This is a genomic window from Amycolatopsis albispora (genome assembly GCF_003312875.1).
Classification (GTDB): Bacteria; Actinomycetota; Actinomycetes; order Mycobacteriales; family Pseudonocardiaceae; genus Amycolatopsis; species Amycolatopsis albispora.
Window position 1 is genome coordinate 2760358 of the sequence record NZ_CP015163.1, and the last position, 18618, is coordinate 2778975.

The 18618-nt window shown below is 72.3% G+C and carries 18 protein-coding genes; 9 read left to right on the plus strand and 9 right to left on the minus strand.

Translation table 11 applies throughout. The features are described 5' to 3' along the window. The first annotated feature begins 34 nt into the window (after positions 1-34). Positions 35-913 (plus strand): DUF4429 domain-containing protein, encoded by an 879-nt coding sequence (locus A4R43_RS12795; protein WP_113697538.1) that lies wholly within the window; start codon positions 35-37, stop codon positions 911-913. Here the strand turns inward: A4R43_RS12795 and A4R43_RS12800 are convergent. The 6 genes from A4R43_RS12800 to A4R43_RS12825 all read right to left on the minus strand — a co-directional run bounded on the left by A4R43_RS12800 (position 900) and on the right by A4R43_RS12825 (position 6107). Next, on the minus strand, positions 900-1730 hold the full coding sequence (locus A4R43_RS12800) for a CPBP family intramembrane glutamic endopeptidase (RefSeq protein ID WP_113692548.1): 831 nt from the start codon (positions 1728-1730) through the stop codon (positions 900-902). The genes A4R43_RS12795 and A4R43_RS12800 overlap by 14 nt on opposite strands. Before the next feature lie 76 nt (positions 1731-1806). Beyond that, positions 1807-2658 (minus strand): 3-hydroxyacyl-CoA dehydrogenase family protein, encoded by an 852-nt coding sequence (locus A4R43_RS12805; RefSeq protein WP_113692549.1) that lies wholly within the window; start codon positions 2656-2658, stop codon positions 1807-1809. After that, complete coding sequence (locus A4R43_RS12810; RefSeq protein WP_113692550.1) at positions 2655-3719, minus strand: HAD-IIIC family phosphatase; 1065 nt, start codon at positions 3717-3719, stop codon at positions 2655-2657. The genes A4R43_RS12805 and A4R43_RS12810 overlap by 4 nt, the downstream gene beginning before the upstream one ends. Then, a complete protein-coding gene (locus A4R43_RS12815) occupies positions 3716-4852 on the minus strand; it encodes an acyl-CoA dehydrogenase family protein (RefSeq protein WP_236808947.1) in 1137 nt (378 codons plus the stop codon). The genes A4R43_RS12810 and A4R43_RS12815 overlap by 4 nt, the downstream gene beginning before the upstream one ends. After that, on the minus strand, positions 4840-5082 hold the full coding sequence (locus A4R43_RS12820; protein ID WP_113692551.1) for an acyl carrier protein: 243 nt from the start codon (positions 5080-5082) through the stop codon (positions 4840-4842). Before A4R43_RS12820 ends, A4R43_RS12815 begins: the two co-directional genes overlap by 13 nt. Positions 5083-5120: 38 nt before the next feature. Further along, positions 5121-6107 carry a 3-oxoacyl-ACP synthase gene (locus A4R43_RS12825; RefSeq protein WP_113692552.1) on the minus strand — a complete coding sequence of 329 codons (987 nt, stop codon included), beginning with the start codon at positions 6105-6107 and terminating at the stop codon, positions 5121-5123. Positions 6108-6339: 232 nt separating this feature from the next. Here A4R43_RS12825 and A4R43_RS12830 point away from each other — a divergent pair, with 232 nt between their 5' ends. Continuing rightward, positions 6340-7005: a FadR/GntR family transcriptional regulator gene (locus A4R43_RS12830; RefSeq protein WP_113692553.1), complete on the plus strand. Its 666-nt coding sequence runs from the start codon at positions 6340-6342 to the stop codon at positions 7003-7005. Continuing rightward, entirely contained in the window at positions 7002-7805 is an 804-nt protein-coding gene (locus tag A4R43_RS12835; RefSeq protein ID WP_113692554.1) for an ABC transporter ATP-binding protein, read from the plus strand. The genes A4R43_RS12830 and A4R43_RS12835 overlap by 4 nt, the downstream gene beginning before the upstream one ends. A 100-nt stretch (positions 7806-7905) precedes the next feature. On the opposite strand, the gene A4R43_RS42700 is transcribed toward A4R43_RS12835, so the two are convergent. Next, positions 7906-8127 carry a hypothetical protein gene (locus A4R43_RS42700; RefSeq protein ID WP_162788451.1) on the minus strand — a complete coding sequence of 74 codons (222 nt, stop codon included), beginning with the start codon at positions 8125-8127 and terminating at the stop codon, positions 7906-7908. A 123-nt stretch (positions 8128-8250) separates the two neighbouring features. Between A4R43_RS42700 and A4R43_RS12840 the strand changes: the two genes are divergently transcribed. Both A4R43_RS12840 and A4R43_RS12845 read left to right on the plus strand, forming a co-directional pair. Then, positions 8251-9528 carry an ArgE/DapE family deacylase gene (locus A4R43_RS12840; protein ID WP_113692555.1) on the plus strand — a complete coding sequence of 426 codons (1278 nt, stop codon included), beginning with the start codon at positions 8251-8253 and terminating at the stop codon, positions 9526-9528. 9 nt (positions 9529-9537) lie between these two features. Continuing rightward, on the plus strand, positions 9538-10773 hold the full coding sequence (locus tag A4R43_RS12845) for a PucR family transcriptional regulator (RefSeq protein WP_113692556.1): 1236 nt from the start codon (positions 9538-9540) through the stop codon (positions 10771-10773). A 10-nt stretch (positions 10774-10783) separates the two neighbouring features. On the opposite strand, the gene A4R43_RS12850 is transcribed toward A4R43_RS12845, so the two are convergent. Beyond that, positions 10784-12112 carry an MFS transporter gene (locus A4R43_RS12850; protein WP_113692557.1) on the minus strand — a complete coding sequence of 443 codons (1329 nt, stop codon included), beginning with the start codon at positions 12110-12112 and terminating at the stop codon, positions 10784-10786. A gap of 213 nt (positions 12113-12325) precedes the next feature. On the opposite strand from A4R43_RS12850, the gene A4R43_RS12855 reads away from it, so the two are divergent. The 3 genes from A4R43_RS12855 to A4R43_RS12865 are packed head-to-tail and all read left to right on the plus strand — an operon-like array spanning position 12326 to position 16231. Further along, positions 12326-13951 carry a thiamine pyrophosphate-dependent enzyme gene (locus A4R43_RS12855; RefSeq protein ID WP_113692558.1) on the plus strand — a complete coding sequence of 542 codons (1626 nt, stop codon included), beginning with the start codon at positions 12326-12328 and terminating at the stop codon, positions 13949-13951. 17 nt (positions 13952-13968) lie between these two features. Continuing rightward, positions 13969-15222: a M20 family metallo-hydrolase gene (locus A4R43_RS12860; protein WP_113692559.1), complete on the plus strand. Its 1254-nt coding sequence runs from the start codon at positions 13969-13971 to the stop codon at positions 15220-15222. Further along, positions 15212-16231 (plus strand): serine hydrolase domain-containing protein, encoded by a 1020-nt coding sequence (locus A4R43_RS12865; RefSeq protein ID WP_236808948.1) that lies wholly within the window; start codon positions 15212-15214, stop codon positions 16229-16231. Before A4R43_RS12860 ends, A4R43_RS12865 begins: the two co-directional genes overlap by 11 nt. 232 nt (positions 16232-16463) lie before the next feature. On the opposite strand, the gene A4R43_RS12875 is transcribed toward A4R43_RS12865, so the two are convergent. Then, positions 16464-18044, minus strand: coding sequence for a carbohydrate-binding protein (locus tag A4R43_RS12875; RefSeq protein ID WP_205215316.1), 1581 nt, complete (start codon positions 18042-18044; stop codon positions 16464-16466). Between the two features lie 297 nt (positions 18045-18341). On the opposite strand from A4R43_RS12875, the gene A4R43_RS12880 reads away from it, so the two are divergent. Continuing rightward, the gene (locus A4R43_RS12880) at positions 18342-18614 is read left to right on the plus strand and encodes a hypothetical protein (protein WP_113692561.1); all 273 of its coding nucleotides are present in this window, start codon (positions 18342-18344) and stop codon (positions 18612-18614) included. The last annotated feature ends 4 nt before the right edge of the window (positions 18615-18618 follow it).

Sequence of the window (18618 nt, forward strand, 5' to 3'; positions counted from 1 at the left end):
CGGCGCACCGCACCACGGCACTATGATCGGCGGCATGGACGACGAGCTGGCCGGGCCCGACGAGAAGTGGACCTTCGACCTCCGCGAGGTCCGGATCATTCCCGCGCCGGACGGCGACCTGCACGAGCTGCGGCGCGCGCTGGGCCCGGTCAGCGTCCCGCTGGCGGCGCTGACCGGGATCAGCTTCGAACCGGGCCGCCGCAGCTGCCGCCTGCGCCTGCAACTGCGTGCCGGGGCCGATCCGCTGACCCAGGTGTCCAGCGACTGGCTCACCGGCCGGGCCGATCCGTACCAGCTCACCGTGGAAGCCGAGCGCTCCGCGGCGGCCGAGTACTTCGCCGGCCGGGTCCGCGACGCGCTGCTCGTCGAGCAGGTGCCCGAGGGGCCGGCCGAGCAGTACCTGATGCCGGGGCCGCGGGTGCCGGTGACCGCCGCCGCCGGGGACGGCACGGTGGTCTTCGACGGCGAGCGGCTCCGCTTCGAGTGGAACTGGCTGGCCGACGACCGCAAGCGCGCGATGGGGCCGCAGCAACTGCGGCTGGCCGACGTGGCGGCGGTCGAGTGGCAGCCGGTGGTCGGGCTCGACCACGGCTTTCTCCGGTTCCGGCCGCGCGGGATGAGCACTCCCCCGCCGATCGAGCACGACCCCTACAGCCTGCACTGGGGAATCAAGCGGGAGGGTGGCACGGCGGTGCTGGTCGCCGCCGCGGTCGCGGCCCGGCTCCCGCACCCGTCGGAGACCACCGCGGAACCACTGGCGCTCCCCGCGGCGGCACCGGCACCGGCCGGCGAGGTCCACGAAGCCGACGCGCTGCTGCACCGGCTGCGCGAACTCGGGGCCCTGCACCGGGACGGCATCCTCACCGACGACGAATTCGCCGCGGCGAAACAACTCCTGCTCAAACCGCGCTGAGCCCGGTCACCCGGCGGCGGGCCCGGTGCCCGAGCACCACGGCGGTCGCGCCGAGCGCGAAAGGCAGCGCCCAGAACGCCACCGCGCTGAGCGGTTCGACCCCCTCGACCCGGGACAGCCCGTCACTGAGCGGGGTGGTGCCCGGGGTGAAGAACTGGGCCGCCACCTGGTAGGCGGTGTGGAAACCGATCCCGGTCCACACGGTGCCGGTCGCCGCTCGGCAGGCGCCGAGCGCCAGCCCGAAGGTGAAGAACAGCAGCACGCGCACCGGGCCGTCGATCCCGCCCCAGCACAGGGCCCACAGGGTGAACAGCGCGGCCTGGGCCACCACGACCACCGGCGTCCGGTACCGCTCAGCCAGGTTGCGGAACAGGTAGCCGCGGAAGATCAGTTCCTCCGGCAGCGCCTCGTAGCAGATCACCAGCGCCACCAGCGCCAGCAGCGACGCGGCCACCTCGGCCGCGTCACCGGTCACGGTCACCCGCGCCCAGCCGAGCCCGGTGCACAGCGCCCAGCCGAGCGCGGCGGGCACCAGCCACAAAACCATGCCCAGCAGGAAAAACCGCCAGCCGGCGCGGGGCGGGCCCAGCTGGAGCTCCCGCCACGGACGCCGGTCGAGGAAGCGGCAGGCGAGCGCGATCGCGGCCACCGTGAGCACCGTGGCGCTGACCGCCCGGATCGTGTGGGCCAGCAGGTCACGACCGGTCGAGGGCAGCAGCAGATCCAGGCCCTGCACCAGGAGCAGCCAGATCAGGACCGCGGCCGCGAACACCGCACCCACCCGCACCCACAACGCCACCGGCGTCTCGAATCTCATTCGATCACGTAAGCACAGCGCACCGGTGCCCGCAGGCCGAAAGTCCACCGGAACGGGCAAACCTGGGCGCGGGGCGTCAGCGCCAGTGGTGGAAACCGCGCCCGGTCTTGCGGCCGAGGTGCCCGGCGGCGATCAGCTCGAGCAGCCGCTCGTCCGGGGTGAACCGGGGCTCCCCGGTGCATTCGGCCAGCACGCCCAGGGTGTCGGCGACGGTGTCCAGGCCGATCAGGTCCGCCGTGCGCAGCGGTCCCAGCTGGTGTCCCAGGCACTGCTGGAAAAGCCGGTCCACCGTGGCCGCGTCCGCGGTTCCGGCGCCCACCACGGCGGCGGCCTCGTTGATGGCGGGCATCAGCACCCGGTTGAGCGCGAATCCGGGCCCGTCGGCGACCACGATCCCGGTTTTGCCCAGTGCCGCCAGCAGGTCCCCGGCCGCGCGGAGGGTGTCCGGCCCGGTGCGCGGACCGCGGACCAGTTCCACGGTCTCCTTCATCGGCGCCGGGTTCATGAAGTGCAGGCCGACCACCCCGGCCGGGCGCCGGGTGCACGCGGCCAGCCGGTCGATGGGGATCGCCGAGGTGACCGAGGCGAGCACCGCCCCGGCCGGGCAGCACCGGTCCAGTTCCGCGAAAACCGCTTCCTTGAGCGGAATCCGTTCCGGGGCGCACTCGAGCACAAAGCCGGTCCCGGCCAGGTCCTCGAACCGGCCGGTCCAGCGGACCCGGCCCGTCACCGTGGACACCGGCGCGGCGGCGGGATCGCGGCGCACCAGCCGGATCCGCCGGAGTTCCTCGGCCAGGCGCACCGGCGCGGTGCCGAGCGCCTCCGGCACCGGGTCCACGACCACCACCGGAAACCCGGCCTCGGCCAGGCAGTGCGTGACGCCCAGGCCCATCGTCCCGGCGCCGACCACACCGATCTGCTGTCTCATGAGCGCTCTCCCGGGTTCGGCGGACCGGCGACCACCCGGACCGGATGGGCTCGCGGTCGCGGCGGGCGGGCCGGGTCGACGGACAGGCGGAGCCGGTCCGCGGTGCCGCCGTCCACCGCGTAGCCCGCGAACCGCAGGGTCACCAGCATGATCCGGTTGACCGGGGTGGGCACGAACTCGGCCACCGGCCGCCTGCCGGCGGCCAGCGCGGTGCGCACCAGGTGGTCCAGCAGGGCGGCACCGGCCCCGCGGGAGAGCACCCGGCAGGACATCAGCAGCAGTTCGAGGACCGACTCGTCGGCGGTCACCGCGTTGACGGCGAGGCCGACGGTGCCGTAGGAGCCGAGGCGGTCCACCAGATCGGCGACCAGCACCTCGTGATCGGGTGAGCCGCACAACGCACGCAGCCTGCCGAGTCCCAGCGTGCGCCCGGTGGTGTTGAGCTGATGCGTGCGCACGGTCAGTTCGTGCGCCCTGGCCAGATCCCGTTCGGTGGCGGGCCGGACGGTGAGCACGAGATCCAGCGTGGTGAGGAACTCCGCGGCCGGGCCCGGGTACTCCTGTTCGGCGGCCCGCCGCAGCCGGTCGGCGCGGTAGAGCTGCCGCCGGCCACGGGCTTCCTCGGTGATGACGCCCGGGGTGAACTCCGGCCGCCCGGGCAGCCCGGCCACCGCGCCTGCCGGGAAGCAGCGCACGGCGGGCAGCGCGGCGGCCACCTCCGCCCGCTCGAATTCGTCGTTGTCCACCAAGGCGACGGTGTCCAGGCCGATCCCCAGTTCGGCGGCGATTTCCCGGATCGCCGCCGACTTGGCGCCCCAGCCGATCCGGACGGCGCTGAACAGCTCGTCGAGCCCGTGGCGGGCGAGGTGGGCTTCGACGGGCGCCGGGACCGAGCGGCTGGCCACCGCGTGCAGAATGCCGCGCCGGTCCAGCGCACGCAGGGTGGCCACCGCGGCCGGGAACGGCGGCGGCTCGTCGCCTTCCAGCACCACACCGTCCCACACCGTGTCGTCGAGATCCCAGACCAGGCACTTCACCGGCGGCGGGCCGGGCCGGCTCATCGGGCGCCCGCCGTGGAATATCCGTGGCGCCGCAACAGGTCCTCGGCCACGGTCAGCTCGCACACCTGCGCGGAGCCCTCGATGATCTCCATCACCTTGGCATCGCGGAAGAACCGGCCGGGACGGCTCTCCGGGGCGCAGCCGGCCGCGCCGAGCACCTGCACCGCGGAACCGGCGACCTCGGCCGCCGCCCGCGCCGCGGCGTACTTGGCCGCCACGGTGCCGACCACCGCTTCCGGGTCACCGGCGGCACGCAGCCGCGCCGCCCGCCGGCACAGTTCCCTGGCGGCCGCGGTGTCCACCGCGGCCCGGCCCAGCAGCCCGCGGACGACCTGGTGCTCGGCCAGGGAAACCCCGCCCTGACGGCGGTTCACCACGTGCCCGGTGGCCTCCCGCAAGCAGGCCTCGGCCATGCCGACACAGCCCCAGCCCACGGTGAACCGCCCGTGGTCCAAAGCCGTGGCCACCACGTGCGAGAGCCCGAAACCCGGTGGCGCCACCAGGTTCTCCGCCGGCACCGAGACCGCGTCGAACCGCAGGTGGGCCAGCTGGGCCGCGCGCATCCCGAGCTGGCCGGTCACCGGTTCGCGCCACACCCCGGGGCGGTCGGCCTCCACCAGCACCGTGGTGTGCTCCCCGTCGACCAGGCCGGAAACCAGGAACACGTCGGCGACCTGCCCGAAGGTGACCCACCGCTTGCGGCCGGTCAGCTCGAATCCCGTGCCTGCCCGGCTGATCGTGGTCGTGGCCACGGCCAGGTCGGTACCGGCGCCCTCCTCGGTCACCGCGAATCCGGCGATCCGGGTGCCGCGGGCCAGCGCGGGCAGCCACCGGTCGCGCTGGGCGGGGGTGCCCCAGCGCAGCAGCGCCGCCGAAACCATGCCCTGCACCGTGACCAGGCCGCGCAGCGCGCTGCACACGCCGCCGAGGTGGGCACACAGCTCACCGAGCGCGGCCGCCCCGGCGTCGAGACCACCGTGCGCGCGCGGCAGATCGGCGCCGAGCAGCCCGTTCGCGCCCAGTGCCCGCGCCATCTCCGCCGGGAGCGCACCGCGCCGGTCCCAGCCCGTGGCCTCCTCGCGCACGGCCGCGGCGAAGTCGGCGCCCAGGGCTTCCACGCTCAGCACGCGCACTTGGCCACGACAAAGGCGGCCAGCCTGCTGACCGTGCGGAAATTGTCACGATCGAGGTCATCGACCTCGACGGTGAACGCGTAGCCGCGTTCGACGAACGCGATCAGTTCGATCGCGAAAAGCGAATTGACCAAACCGAGTTCGAAGTAGTCCTCGTCGTCGCCGACAGTTGTGCCGAGTGACCGGGTGACGAACTCCCGGATCTCACGGGCGACCGCCGTCACTTCCATCGCACATCCCCCATGGGCTCGCCGCGCGGGTGGTTTTGTCAGAGCAGGTCGTCCCCGGCGCCCGTGCCGAGGAGCACCAGGCTCCACGCGGCGGCGGGGCTGGCGTTCAGCAGCACCGCGTACTTGCCATCCCCCAGCCCGCCGCGGCCGATTTCGGCCCACAGGTTGAGCAGGACGTCGTTGGCGCCGAGATGACCGAGGGTCCGCAGGTGCTCCCGGCACACCGGGCTGAGCTCGGCCTCCAGTACCTCCTCGGCGAACCGGAAGGCGGCCGCGGACAGGTTGTGGCTGAGGTAGCAGGCGACCTCGTCCGGCCGCAACCCGTTGCGGTCGAACAGTCGCCGGCGCAGTTCCCGCAGCCGGTTGCGGGTCTCCACGGCCAGGCCGAAGGAGTAGTCCGGGAGGTCCCGGCACTCTTCGCGCCAGTCCCGGACCGGCCGGTCCCGGTAGTCCACCCGGAACAGGTCCCAATGCCTGCCGTTGCTCTCCTGCAGGATGTCCAGCACCGAAACCGGTCCGTGCCGGGCGAGCACCACGGCGCCGCCGCCGTCCCCGTTCACCGTGACCGGATGCCGGTACCGCGCCGGGGTGGCCGGCTTGCTGCCGTGCACCACGAGCACCTCGCCCAGTTCCGGGTCCGCCGCCAGCAGGCCGCGGGCCGCCAGCAGCGCCGGGGTGACCGAGACGCAGCCGAGCCCGCCCACCGAGAAGGTCAGCGCGCGGTGCGCGCCGAACTCGGCCTGCAGCCGGGTCGCCTCCGAAGCCAGCAGGGCGGCCGGGGCGCGTGGCTCCACCACGATCAGCGCGCCGAGTTCCGCCGCGTCCAGCCCGGCTCCGGCCAGCGCCCGGCGACCGGCCTCGGCGGCGAGGTCGAACGCGGTGAGCCCGTCGTCGGCCCGGATCTCGTCGATGCCCAGGTTCGCCAGGTTTTCCCGTCCGGCGGGGGTCAGCTCCGCGACCTCCGGCAACTCGGCGACCTTGGCCGTGGCGGCGGGGTGGAAGAAAGCGGCGGTGCGTACCGCCATCGGCGCGCTCACCGCACCACGCCCGTTTTCCGCATTCCCACCCCTCAGAACCGGAACAAACCTTGCTGTCAATCAAGCACGCCGGCGATCAGCGCGTCAAGAACGACAATTCCGGGGCATTTGAATCCGTCCCCGTTCTCCCCGCGCTGCCGGTATTTCCGGCGCTTCCCGCAGCCGCCGGCACCGTCCGCCAACTCCTCAGATAAGCTGAGGAGTAGTGAAAGGAGCCGACATGCCACCGGTCATCCGGCGCCCGCTGGCCGCGCAGGCGGCGGAGGTGCTGCTGGAACGCATCCGCGCCGCGGAATGGCCCGTCGGGCACAAGCTGCCCAGCGAGGCCGCCCTGGCCGCGCAGCTGGGCGTGGGCCGCTCGACCCTGCGTGAAGCGGTCCGCGAACTCGCCGCCAAGGGCGTGCTCGATTCCCGGCAGGGCGCCGGCGTGTTCGTCACCGCGGCCGACGTCGCCGAGGACTGGGACGCGGTCCTGCGGCGCGCGTCCGTGATCGCCGTCATCGAGGCGCGCGTGGCCATCGAAGCGGAGGCCGCGGCACTCGCCGCCGAGCGGCGCACGCCGGGCGACCTGCGTGCGCTGCGCCGGACGCTGGCCGGTCGCGAGTACCGGGGCCAGCCCGTCGAGGAGTACGTGGACGCGGACATGGCCTTCCACCGGGCCGTGCTCACCGCCGCGCACAACGACGTGCTCGTGGAGCTGTTCGACAGCTTCCTCCCGCGGCTGCGCAAGGCGATGATCGACATGCTCCGCGTCCATTCTCTCGAGCCACACGGCGACCACGCCGCGCACGCCGATCTCGTGACGGCCATCGCCGAACGCGAACCGCAGGCGGCCGCCGCGCACAGCCGTTCCCACCTGACCGCACTGAAACGAGCCTTCGCATGAGTCCCGTACTGGAACTGGACGGCGTGAACTTCCGCCGTCAGGGCAAGCAGATCCTGCACGGCGTGAGCTTCACCGTGCGGCGCGGCGAGCACTGGGCCCTGCTCGGCCCGAACGGCGCCGGCAAGAGCACGATCCTCGGCTTCTGCGGCGCCACCACCCATCCGACCACGGGCACGGTCCGCGTGCTCGGCGAGCAACTCGGCCGCGTGGAGCTGCAGGCGCTGCGCCGCGCGATCGGGCACGTGAACCCGCGGCACCCGCTGCGGTCACCGCTGACCGTTCGCGAGGTCGTCCTCACCGGGATCACCGGAACCGTCGACCTCCCGCCCCGCTGGCGTCCCGCGGCCGAGGACCTCGCCAAGGCGGACGCGCTCATCCGCGACCTCGGCCTGGCGGGCAAGGCCGAGGAACGCTGGCCCACTCTGTCGCAGGGGGAACGCGGACGTGCACTGGTGGCGCGGGCGCTCAGCTGCGACCCGCGGCTGCTGTTGCTGGACGAGCCAGCCACGGGCCTGGACGTGGCCGCGCGCGAGCAACTGCTGGAAACCCTTGACCTGCTGGGCAAAACGCATCCCGGGGTGGCGTCGATCCTGGTCACCCACCACCTCGAGGAACTACCGGCCACGACCACGCACGCCTTGCTCGTGGCGCACGGCCGGGTGGTCACGTCCGGCCCGGCTGGCCGCGTGATCACCACCGAGCACGTTTCGGCGGCCTTCGAGCACCCCATCGAGGTGCAGCGCCACGACGGCCGCTGGGCGGCCCGCGCCGGGAGGCAGCTCGCGGCCTCGCCCACCTGAGCCCCCGGGCGCTCAGCGGGAGGGCGGCGGCCCGCCGGGGCCTTCGGCCGGTTCGGTGGTGGTTGCCGGTGACCGAGGCGGGCTGGCTTAGGCGTGCTCGTCACCGTTTCGGCGTAGGCCTTTTCGCAGCTGTCCTGCGGCAGCTTTCCGTGCGGTGGCGGTGCCGAGGTGGTGCGCCATACGACTCCGGGGTCAGCCGCACTTCGAGTCCCTCGCCGTCCAGCCGGAAGCGCAGGCCATCCGGATCGAAGTCGTCGCGCTCTTCGTCGTCCAGCAGGAACCGAGTCGTTCCGCGGTGGCCGAGCGGCGCGGGCTCGATCACCGAGTGTGTATCTGCACATCGGCGGCGGGGCCAAGTGTGTGTGCCGCTCACTTGCCGCGGGCCCGTCCCGGCGTGACCGTGGAACCGGCCGCAACGGGACCCACGACTGGAGGCACGATCCGCATGCTCGACCCCGAAATCGCCGGGCGCGTCATCGCGGCGGTGAACGAGCGCTTCGACGAGCAGCTCGCCTGGACCGCCGAGCTGGTGCGCCGCCCGAGCCTGCGCACCGGTGAAGCGGGGGCGCAGGACCTGATCGAGGAAGCGCTGACCGGGGCGGGACTGGACATCGACCGCTGGGCCATCGACTCACCGGAACTGCGGGCGCACCAGGGATACGGGCCGACCACGGTCGATCCCGCCGCGCTGGAGAACGTGGTCGGCACCTGGCACCCGCCGGTGGAGCGCGGCCGGTCGCTGATCCTCAATGGACACGTCGACGTCGTCCCGACCGGGCCGGAGGAGTACTGGAGCCGGTCCCCGTGGGACGCGAGCGTGGTCGACGGCTGGCTGTACGGCCGCGGCAGCGCCGACATGAAGGCCGGGATCGGCGCGAACCTGTTCGCGCTCACCGCGCTGAGGACCGCCGAGCTGCGGCCGACCGGCCGGATCCACGTGCAGTCCGTGGTCGAGGAGGAGTGCACCGGCAACGGTTCGCTGGCCGCCCTGCTGCGCGGCTACACCGCCGACGCCTGCGTGATCCCCGAGCCGGAGGACGACAAGCTCGTCCGCGCCAACGTCGGCGTGCTGTGGTTCGACGTCACGGTCCGGGGTGTGCCGGCCCACCTGCGGGTGATGGACACCGGGCAGAACGCCATCGACGCCGCGTACACGGTGATGAACGACCTGCGCGGGCTCGAAGCCGAGTGGAACCGGCGCAAGGACCGGCACCGGTACTTCGAGGACACCGAGCACCCGATCAACTTCAACTTCGGCGTGATCAACGGCGGCGACTGGCCCTCCAGCGTCCCGGCGCAGTGCACCTTCACCGTGCGCGCGGCCTTCTACCCGGGGATCTCCGCCGCCGACGCGTGGGCCGAGATCCAGGAGACGCTGGCCAAGTCGGCCGCGCGGTTCGACCTGCCGGACGCCGTCGTCGCCACTCCGTCGGGCTTCTTCGCCGAGGGCTACGTGCTGGAGGAAGGCTCCGACGCCGAGGCGGTGCTGGCCCGTTCGCACGAGCGGGTGTTCGGCAGCGAGCTGGAATCCTTCACCACGCCCGGTTACCTGGACGGCCGGGTGTTCACCCTCTACGGGAACATGCCGTGCCTGGTCTACGGGCCGGTTTCCGAGGCGATCCACGGCATCGACGAGCGCGTGGAGGTCGAGTCGATCCGGCGGATCACCACCGCCATCGCCTTGTTCACCGCCGAATGGTGCGGGGTCGAACCCCAGCCGTAAAGTGTGCACATGCCCAACGGTGCGGAGCCCGCCGACGCCCGCTGGGAGGAACTGGTCACGCGGCTGCGCGGGGACTCCGACGCGTTGTTCCAGTCCTTCCTGGCGCGGGTCCGCCGCGTGCCGCCGTACGCGCGCGGGCTGGTCCCCACCGACCGGATGGAACACGACGCCACCCGCACCTTCGACTACCTGCTGCGCCGGATCAGCCGTGCGCCGATGCCGGACCGCCTCGCCGGGATCGGCACCGAGATCGGCCGGGACCGGGCCCACCGCGGCGTCCCGCTCAACGACCTGCTCACCGCGGTGCGGCTGAACTTCCGGATCGTCTGGGACGCGCTGCGCGAGCAGGCCGGGCCGGAGGACGGCCCGCTGCTGGTGGCGCGCGTGGACCGGGTGTGGGCGGCGGTGGAGGAACACGCCCTGCACGTCCAGCTCGCCTACCAGGACGAGGGTGCGCTGATCGCCCGTGAGCGCCAGGGCGAGCGGTCGATGCTGGTCGCCGCCCTGCTCGGCGAGGTCGACGGGGCCGGCCACGTGCTCGGCGACCCCGCACCGGACGACGTGGCGCGGGTCGCGCGGGCACTGGCCATCGACGTCGACGACGACCTGCTCGTGGTGGTCTCCCCCGCCTCCGCCGGGGCGCGGCTGCACCGGGTCGCGGACACCTTCGCCGCGCAGGGCCGCCCGGTCCACGTGCAGGCGCTGGCCCGGCACGCGGTGCTGCTCGCCCGGTGGACGGGTGCGTCACCACCGGGCGAGGGCTCGGCCGGGATCCGCGCGCTGCGCTCCGCGCTCGGCGGCCTGCTCGACACCGTGCCGTGTGTGCTGGGACCGCTGGCGCACGGCGTGGCCAACGTGCCGGCGAGCGCGCGGACCGCGTTGCGTGCCGTGGACGCGCTGCCCGGCCTGACCGGGCCGGTCGATCCGTACGACGTCTGGTTGCCGGTGGCCGCGGCGGGCCTCGCCGGCACGCGAGGCATCGGGCCGGAGCTGGCCGGGTCCGTGCTCGGCGGCCTGTCCGCATTGCCGCCCGCCGAGCGCGAACGGCTGCTGGAAACCATCCGGGCGTGGGCGCGCACCGGCTCGGTCACCGCCGTGGCCCAGGAACTGTGGTGCCACCGCAACACCGTGCTCAACCGCCTCCGCCGGATCACCGAACTCACCGGGCGCGACGTGACGGTGCCGGAGCAGGCGACCGTGGTGCTGCTGGCGCTCGCCTGCTCCGACGCGCTCGGCCCGCGCTGAGCGGATCGGCTCAGGCCGCCGTCTCGACGGTTTTCACCTTGTCACGACTGGAAAAGAACCGCGGCGCGGCAAGCCCGCACCCGGCGGTGATCAGCGAAATCGCCACCAGCAGCAGGGTCGGCAGCACCGAGCTGCCGCCGCCGAGGGTGAGCAGCGCGGTCGCGGCCAGCGGCACAAAACCGCTCGCGACACCGGCGATGTTCGCCGAAAGCGCGACCCCGCTGTACCGCAGGTGCGCCGGGAACAGCTCGGTGAGCAGCGCGCCCGACACCGCGTACGGCACCGAGAGCAGCGCGGTCACCAGGGTCACGCCGATGATCACCGCGAGCCCCGCGGTGCTGTCGATCAGCCAGAACGCCGGGAACGCCACCAGCGCCGAGCCCAGCGCCCCGGCCACGGTCACGCGCGCGGGCCCGTGGCGTTCGGCCAGCCTGCCGCCCACGATGAGCACCACGATCTCGACCACGGCGGCGACCAGCGTCGCGGTGAGCAGCAGCCAGCGCGGCATGCCGAGCGTGGTGGTGCCGTAGCTGATCACGAAGGTGGTGATCAGGTAGAAACCGCCGACGCCGAGCAACGCGGTCCCGGCCCCGACCAGCAGCTGCGGCCACGCGGTGGTGAAGACCTGGCGGACCGGCGACGACGCACGCGCGTCCTCTTCGAGCAGCTTCTCGAACAGCGGCGACTCCTCGACCCGGCGCCGCAGCCACAACGCGATGCCGAGCAGGGGGAACGCGGCGAGGAACGGCAGCCGCCAGCCCCACGAGTCGAACGATTCCGACGGCAGGGTCGACACCGCCAGGAACGCGCCGGAGGAGAGCAGGGTGCCCACCGGTGAGCCGATCTGCGGCATCGCGGCGTAGCGGCCGCGGCGCTCCGGCGGGGCGTGCTCGACGGCGAGAGTGACCGCCCCGCCCCACTCACCGCCCACCGCGACGCCCTGCAGCAGCCGGAACAACGTCAGCAGGATCGGCGCGGCGACACCGATCGACAGGTAGCTGGGCAGCAGGCCGATCAGCGTGGTCACCACGCCGATCATGGTCACCGTGATGATCAGGCACTTCTTGCGCCCGATCCGGTCACCGAGGTGGCCGAAGACCACCGCGCCGAGCGGGCGGGCGGCGAACCCGACGGCGAACGACGCGAACGCGGCCAGGGTGGAGACCAGCGCGTCGTCGGTGGCGAAGTAGAGCCGGTTGAACACCAGTGAGGCGGCCGTGCCGTACAGGAAGAAGTCGTACCACTCCAGCGCGGTGCCGACGAACGCGCCGAAGGCCACCTTCCTGGCTTCGGCGTCGGTCACCGTCGCGGCCCCGGCGGGGCTGGGTTTCTCGCTCATCGCTCATCCTCGGTCCGCAGGTCGCCGTGCAGTGCGCAACAGCATGCAGACGAGACCGGGGGCACGAAACCGCGCGGTGCACCGACTTGCCGGGGCCGCACTGGGCATCTGCACAACCAGCTTGCCGGTTCGCGTGGCGGACGCCGCTTCTCCACGCCACCGGCGGCTGGTGTGCTGGGGGTCCGCCGAGTCGGGAACCACCGGGAGGAAACCTTGCCGAACCCGTGCAGCGCCGGGCACCTGGTCGTCCGCCAGCTGGAGCGCTCGGGGGTCGAGCGCGTCTACTGCGTGCCGGGAGAGAGCTATCTCGACGTGCTCGACGGCCTGCACGACTCCCCCATCGACACGGTGGTCTGCCGCCACGAGGGTGGCGCGGGGTTCATGGCCGTGGCCGAAGGGCGGCTCACCGGCCGCCCCGGCGTGGCGATGGTGACCCGCGGCCCAGGCGCGGCGAACGCCGCGATCGCGGTGCACACCGCCTGGCAGGACGCCACGCCGATGGTGTTGTTCGCCGGGCTGATCCCGGCGGGCCAGCGGTACCGCGAGTCCTTCCAGGAATTCGACCCGAACGCCTGGTTCGGCAGCACGGCCAAGCGGGTGCTGGTGCTCGACGACCCGGCGGCCGCGGCCGGGATCGTCGCCGAAGCCATGCAGGTCGCGGTGACCGGGCGGCCGGGACCGGTGGTGGTCGGCCTGCCGGAGACCACCCTGACCGAACTCACCGACGGGGTCACGCTGCCGCCGCGCGCGCCCGCCCGGCCGGCACCGTCGCCCGCCGACCTCGACACGATCGGCGGGTTGCTGGCCGGTGCGCGGGCGCCGGTGGTCGTCGCCGGTGGCGAGGGCTGGACCGAGCAGGCGGCCCGCGACCTCGCCGACTGGGCCGAGGCCGCCGCGCTGCCGGTGCTCACCGACTTCCGCGCCTACGACGTGATCGACCACGACAGCGCCGGTTACGCCGGTTCGCTCGGTTACGGCCGCTCCGCGTCGGCAGCCGCGGTGCTGCGCGACAGCGATCTCCAGCTGTGGCTGGGCTGCCCGCGCGGGGACGTGCCCACCGATTCCTCCACGCTCGGCATGGGAGCGGCGTCTGTCTACATCGGACCGGATCCGGCCGCGCACGGCCACACCGGGCGGCTGGACGCGACCGTGGTCGCCACCCCGGCGGCGTTCGTGGCCGCCGCCCGTGACGTGCTGGTGCGGCCGGACGCCGATCCGGCACCCATGCGAGCCGCGCACGAAGCACACCGGGCCTGGTCGCGGCCGGTGCCCGACGGAGACCGCGGGGTGGACCTCGGTGCCGCCTTCGGGATCCTGCGCCGCACCATGGACCTCTCGGAAACCGACCCCGTGGTCACCTTCGGCGCGGGCAACCACGCGCTCTGGCCGCAGCGCTACCTGCCCGCGCACCGGCCGGGTTCGCTGCTCGCGCCCCGCAACGGCGCCATGGGTTTCGGCATTCCGGCCGCCGTGGCGGCCGCGCTCGTCCAGCCGGGCAGGCGGGTCCTGTCGGTCGCGGGTGACGGCTGCTTCCTGATGAACGGCCAGGAACTCGCGGTTGCCGTCGACCGGCGCCTGCCGGTGCTGGTGCTGATCGTGGACAACGGCTGCTACGCGACGATCCGGGCACACCAGGAGACGCACTATCCCGGCCGCCCCAGCGGAACCGGACTGTCCAATCCGGACTTCGCCGAGCTGGCGAAGGCGTACGGCGCGTTCGGCGCCACCGTCACGCACACCTCCGAATTCGAGGTGGCCCTGCGCAAGGCACTCGACACCCCCGGGCCCGCGGTGTTGCATCTGCGCACCGATCCGAGTACCCGTGGCCCGGTGTCCTGACCGAAAGGAGCGCTTCGATGAACCACCATGCCGCCTTCCTGGCCGACTTCGCCACGCTGTCCACCTTCGGCGCCACCGAGCGGGGCGGGGTGCACCGCGAAGCCGCCACCGACGCCGACGCCGCGCAGCGCGCGTGGTTCGGTGAACTGCTCGCCGCACGTGGTTTCCGGGTGGCCTTCGACCGGATCGGCAACCAGTTCGGGCTGCTCGACGCCGTGCCGGGCGCGCCGTACGTGCTGGTCGGCTCGCATCTGGACAGCCAGCCGTTCGGCGGCCGGTACGACGGCGCGTACGGGGTGCTGGCCGCGGCGCACGCCGCGGAGCGCGTGGCCGCGCGGTGGCGCGATTCCGGCCGCACGCCGCGTTACAACGTCGGCGTGGTGAACTGGTTCAACGAAGAGGGCTCGCGGTTCACGCCGAGCATGATGGGCAGCGCGGTGTACACCGGCTTGCTCGACCTCGACGCCGCGCTGGACACGCGTGACCTGCGTGGGGTCCGGGTCGGGGACCGGCTCGCCGAACTGGGGCAGCTCGGCGACGGCGGGCCGTCGCTCGACGACGTGGCCGCCTACGCCGAGATCCACATCGAGCAGGGGCGGGTGCTGGAGGACAGCGGGCACACCATCGGGCTGGTGCACGCGACCTGGTCGGCGCACAAGTACTTCCTCACCGTGGAGGGCGAGCAGAGCCACACCGGCTCCACCGTCATGGCCGACCGGCGGGACGCGCTGCTCGGCGCCGCGCACCTGACCGTGCTGGCCCGCGAAATCGCCGACGCGCTGTCCACTTCGGACGCTCCGCTGCACACTTCGGTGTCGCAGCTGACCGTGGAGCCGAACAGCCCGGTGACGGTGGCCAGGGAGGCGCGGCTGCACCTGGACCTGCGCTCGCCGGACGAGGCCGTGCTGGCGCGGGCGAACGCGATGCTGCACGAGCGGATCCCGTCGATCGAGCGGGCGGCGCGGGTTTCGATCTCGGTGGCGGGCGCGCACCACTGGGGCGTGCGCCCGTTCCCGGCGGCGGGCGTGGCGCTGGCCCGCGACTGCGCGGACGAACTGGGCCTGTCGCACCGGGAAATCATGACGATCGCCGGGCACGACTCGGTGAACATGAACGGCCGCGTCCCGACGGTGATGCTGTTCGTGCCCAGCGTGGAAGGCATCAGCCACAACGAAGGCGAGCTGACCAAGGACGCGGACGCGTGCGCCGGTGCCGACCTGCTCACCGAGGTCGTCGACCGCCTCACCGCCGGAACCCTCGATGGACGGTGACCTGGCTGCCGTCCGGACCGCCGCGGAAGCACAGGCGCGCCGCGTCACGCCCGGCCTCGAAAACATGGCGGACTACCTTGCGCGGCAGGTGAAGGACCGCTCGCACCGGGAAGTACTCGGGCCCCTGCTCCCCGCCTCCGGCGCCAGCGGCGTCATCCTCCACAAAGGACAGGAGATCGCCGCCTGGGGCGCCCCGTCCACGCCCGAAATGGCCTACAGCGTCACCAAGAGCTTCGTCTCGGCGGTCGCCGGAATCGCCTACGACCGGGGACTGCTGCCGGACGTCGACCGGTCGGTGGCCGCCACGGTCGACCTTTCCGCGCTCGGCATCCGTGTCCAGCCGGCGATCACCTGGCGGCACCTGCTCCAGCAAACCAGCCAATGGGACGGTGAACTCTGGGGCAAGCCAGCGAGGGTCGATGCTGCCAGCGCACACCGGGCCCACGCGCCACCGGGCGGCGCCTGGGCCTACAACGACGTCCGCGTGAACCTCCTGAGCCTGGCGCTGACCGTGTTGTTCCAGCAGCCCCTGCCCACCGTGCTGCACGAAAACCTTCTCGAACCGCTCGGAGCGTCGCCCACTTGGTCGTGGCACGGTTACCGCAATTCCACGATCGAACTCAACGGCAAGGCGGTGCCCGTCGTCAGCGGCGGCGCGCACTGGGGTGGCGGGCTGTGGATCTCCGCCCGCGACCTCGCCCGGTTCGGCCAGCTCTACCTCGACCACGGCCGTCACCGGGGAAAACAGCTGCTCAGCAGCGCGTGGATCGAGCACACCTGGCGGCCCTGCCCGGTCAACCCGGACTACGGCTACCTGTGGTGGCTCAACGACGCCCAGCGCGTCTTCCCCACCGCACCCCCGACCGGGCGGTGCGCACGCGGCAACGCCGACCGGCACCTGCTCTGGATCGACCCCGCACGCGACCTCGTCATCGCCTCCCGCTGCGGCGAAAACGTCGAAATCCTGCTCCACGCCGTGTCGGCGGCGCTGCCCGGGTCACGCGGCTAGGTCCCCAAGGCCACGAACGTCACGACTCAGCGATGTCCGGGGTGACCGTCGACAGCGGAAAACCCACGCAGGTCAGCACGTATCCATCGGCTCGCTGTACCAGTACCGTGGGAATGAACACGCACAAGTTCATGGCCACGTCAGACAAAGCGCCCGTGGAGACGTTCGAAAACGAGCTGGTCGCCATGGTGACCCGGTACCTGCGCGGGTAGCCGCGCAGGTACCGGGCGGCCTACCAGGCCACCGGCTTGCCGCCGAGGGTGACGACCAGACGGCCGTCCGCGGCGAAGGACCAGCCGAGCGCGCCCGTGTACGAGGCGCACCGCGATCCGTTCGACCCCATCCAGAACTGGTTCGAGCTGTCGGTGTTGCCGACGACCTTGTCGTTGGTCCCGCTGCTGCTGCGGCAAGAAGTGTTGTCGCGGAACACGGTCGATCCGGCTTCGAAGGTGTAGTTGCGCTGGTCGTTGTCGATGCTGAGGTTGTCCGACATCGTCATCGTGCCCGGGTTGCGGTTGTAGGTGAACCCGTGCTTGCCGTTGTCGAAGGCGATGCTGCGCCGGACGGTGTGGTCGACCCCGATGTCCTCGCCACCGAGCTTGTAGCCGTTGCGGTCGCCGTTGCCCGCCTGACCGCCGTTGCTCAGCGTGCCGTTCTGGTAGGCCAGCGAGTCCTCGATGGTCACCGCACCGATGGCGCCGGTGTCGGTCTTGGTGTAGAGGTCCCAGCCGTCATCGATGTTGTTGTGCGCCACCGCGTAGCGGAACACGTTGCCGGGACCGGAGGTGAGCTTCGCGGCGAAGCCGTCGGCGTCCTCCCCGTCGGAATCGGCGTTGTCGTGGGATTCCGCGCTCAGGATGAGGTTGTTCGCCGGCCACTGGGCTTTCGGCGTGTCGGAGGCCATTCGCGACAGCTGGAGCCCGGTGTCCCGGTTGAACCGGGTGACCGTGCGCTCGAGGATGTTGTTGCTGCCGCCGACGAAGATGCCGTTGTCCCCGGCACGCTCGACGGTGACGCCGGAGAGGTGCCAGTACGAACCGTTCACCGCCAGGCCGCGGTTCGCCGGATCTTCGCTCTGCGCCGAGAAGTTCAGCACCGGCTTCTCCGCCTGGTACGCGACCAGCTTCTTGCGGGCGCTGACGGTACCGCTGTTGCCCGGCGGAATGGTGACCGTCTGCGAGTAGTTGTACGTGCCGCCGCGCAGGTAGATCGTTCCCCCGGCGGCGACCCTGGTCAGCGCCGAGGTGAGCGTGGTGGGGTCGGAAATCGTGCCGGTGGCGCCGTCGCTGCCGGTCGGCGAGGCGTACAACGCGTCGGCGGGCTGCGGGCCGGGCCCGCCGTCGCCGGTGGTGATGTCGGCGTAGTCGATGTTGGGCAGGCCGCCCGAACTGGTCGGGCTGAGGCGGATCGTGCTGGTCCCGGCGGGCAGCGAGACGGTCAGCGCCTTCGACACCCAGCCGGACCACGCGCCGGTCGGCTCGAACGACACCGACTGCACCTTCGTGCCGTTGACCAGGAGGTCGGCGCCCCGGCTGGTGGCGGTGCCGTTGGCGAACCGGACCGACACCGTCGCCGTGCCCGCGACGGCCGCCGACGCGGTGAACTCGACGTGCGCACCCGTCGCGTTTTCGCCGTTGCAGAACCCGGAACCGGAGTAACCGGGCCAGTTCGTGTCGATGGTGCCGGTGCAGACCGCGGGCGCGGACTCGGCCTCGTAGTGCGCCGTCGCGGCACCCGCCGTGGCGAGCGGCAGCGCCAGTGCCGCGCCCGCGGCCAGCGCGGCACCGGCCGCGACCATTCGCATTCTCATCATGGACCTCCTGGAATGCCCTGTTCACATTCCTGAACAGCGCAAACGCCGATTGGGAGCGCTCACACTAGCGGGCGCGGCGGACGCATCGCAAAACTGTGAACTGATCGGAGCAATGGCGTTCACAACGATGAACAAAACCCGCGCGAATGGCGGATCACCACCAACTCCATGGCTCCTTTGTGTACCAATTCGAGCGGACACTCCGTCGCGCGGCGCCGCGAATCGGCGAGCCTTGACCTCCGCCTTGGTCGAGGTTCTACGGTCGGAAACCCCGTCCGTGCTACCGAGGAGTGCAGGGTGATCGTCACCGTCGCCAAGGTTGCCGACCCCGAACGGTTCCTGGAGATTTTCCGGACCATCGGCGCGCGGAAGCGGCGCGAACACGGCTGCCGCGGTGCCCGCGTCTACTTCGACCCCGAAGACCCGCACCGGGCGTGGTCCGTCTTCGACTGGGACCAGAAGGACTACGACAGGTTCCTCGCCGACCCCGAGATCCCGGCCATCGCACGGGAACTCGGGCTCCACGCACCGCCGGTGCACGCCGTCGCCGCGGTCGAGCTCGACTCCTGAGCGC

What these genes read in the sequence shown, in the direction of transcription:
- A4R43_RS12850 (WP_113692557.1), bottom strand. Translation starts at nt 12,112, where the DNA reads ATGAGCGAGAAACCCAGCCCCGCCGGGGCCGCGACGGTGACCGACGCC.
- A4R43_RS12860 (WP_113692559.1), top strand. Translation starts at nt 13,969, where the DNA reads ATGAACCACCATGCCGCCTTCCTGGCCGACTTCGCCACGCTGTCCACC.
- A4R43_RS12795 (WP_113697538.1), top strand. Translation starts at nt 35, where the DNA reads ATGGACGACGAGCTGGCCGGGCCCGACGAGAAGTGGACCTTCGACCTC.
- A4R43_RS12865 (WP_236808948.1), top strand. Translation starts at nt 15,212, where the DNA reads ATGGACGGTGACCTGGCTGCCGTCCGGACCGCCGCGGAAGCACAGGCG.
- A4R43_RS12805 (WP_113692549.1), bottom strand. Translation starts at nt 2,658, where the DNA reads ATGAGACAGCAGATCGGTGTGGTCGGCGCCGGGACGATGGGCCTGGGC.
- A4R43_RS12835 (WP_113692554.1), top strand. Translation starts at nt 7,002, where the DNA reads ATGAGTCCCGTACTGGAACTGGACGGCGTGAACTTCCGCCGTCAGGGC.
- A4R43_RS12810 (WP_113692550.1), bottom strand. Translation starts at nt 3,719, where the DNA reads ATGAGCCGGCCCGGCCCGCCGCCGGTGAAGTGCCTGGTCTGGGATCTC.
- A4R43_RS12825 (WP_113692552.1), bottom strand. Translation starts at nt 6,107, where the DNA reads ATGGCGGTACGCACCGCCGCTTTCTTCCACCCCGCCGCCACGGCCAAG.
- A4R43_RS12840 (WP_113692555.1), top strand. Translation starts at nt 8,251, where the DNA reads ATGCTCGACCCCGAAATCGCCGGGCGCGTCATCGCGGCGGTGAACGAG.
- A4R43_RS12820 (WP_113692551.1), bottom strand. Translation starts at nt 5,082, where the DNA reads ATGGAAGTGACGGCGGTCGCCCGTGAGATCCGGGAGTTCGTCACCCGG.
- A4R43_RS12830 (WP_113692553.1), top strand. Translation starts at nt 6,340, where the DNA reads ATGCCACCGGTCATCCGGCGCCCGCTGGCCGCGCAGGCGGCGGAGGTG.
- A4R43_RS12800 (WP_113692548.1), bottom strand. Translation starts at nt 1,730, where the DNA reads ATGAGATTCGAGACGCCGGTGGCGTTGTGGGTGCGGGTGGGTGCGGTG.
- A4R43_RS12875 (WP_205215316.1), bottom strand. Translation starts at nt 18,044, where the DNA reads ATGATGAGAATGCGAATGGTCGCGGCCGGTGCCGCGCTGGCCGCGGGC.
- A4R43_RS12845 (WP_113692556.1), top strand. Translation starts at nt 9,538, where the DNA reads ATGCCCAACGGTGCGGAGCCCGCCGACGCCCGCTGGGAGGAACTGGTC.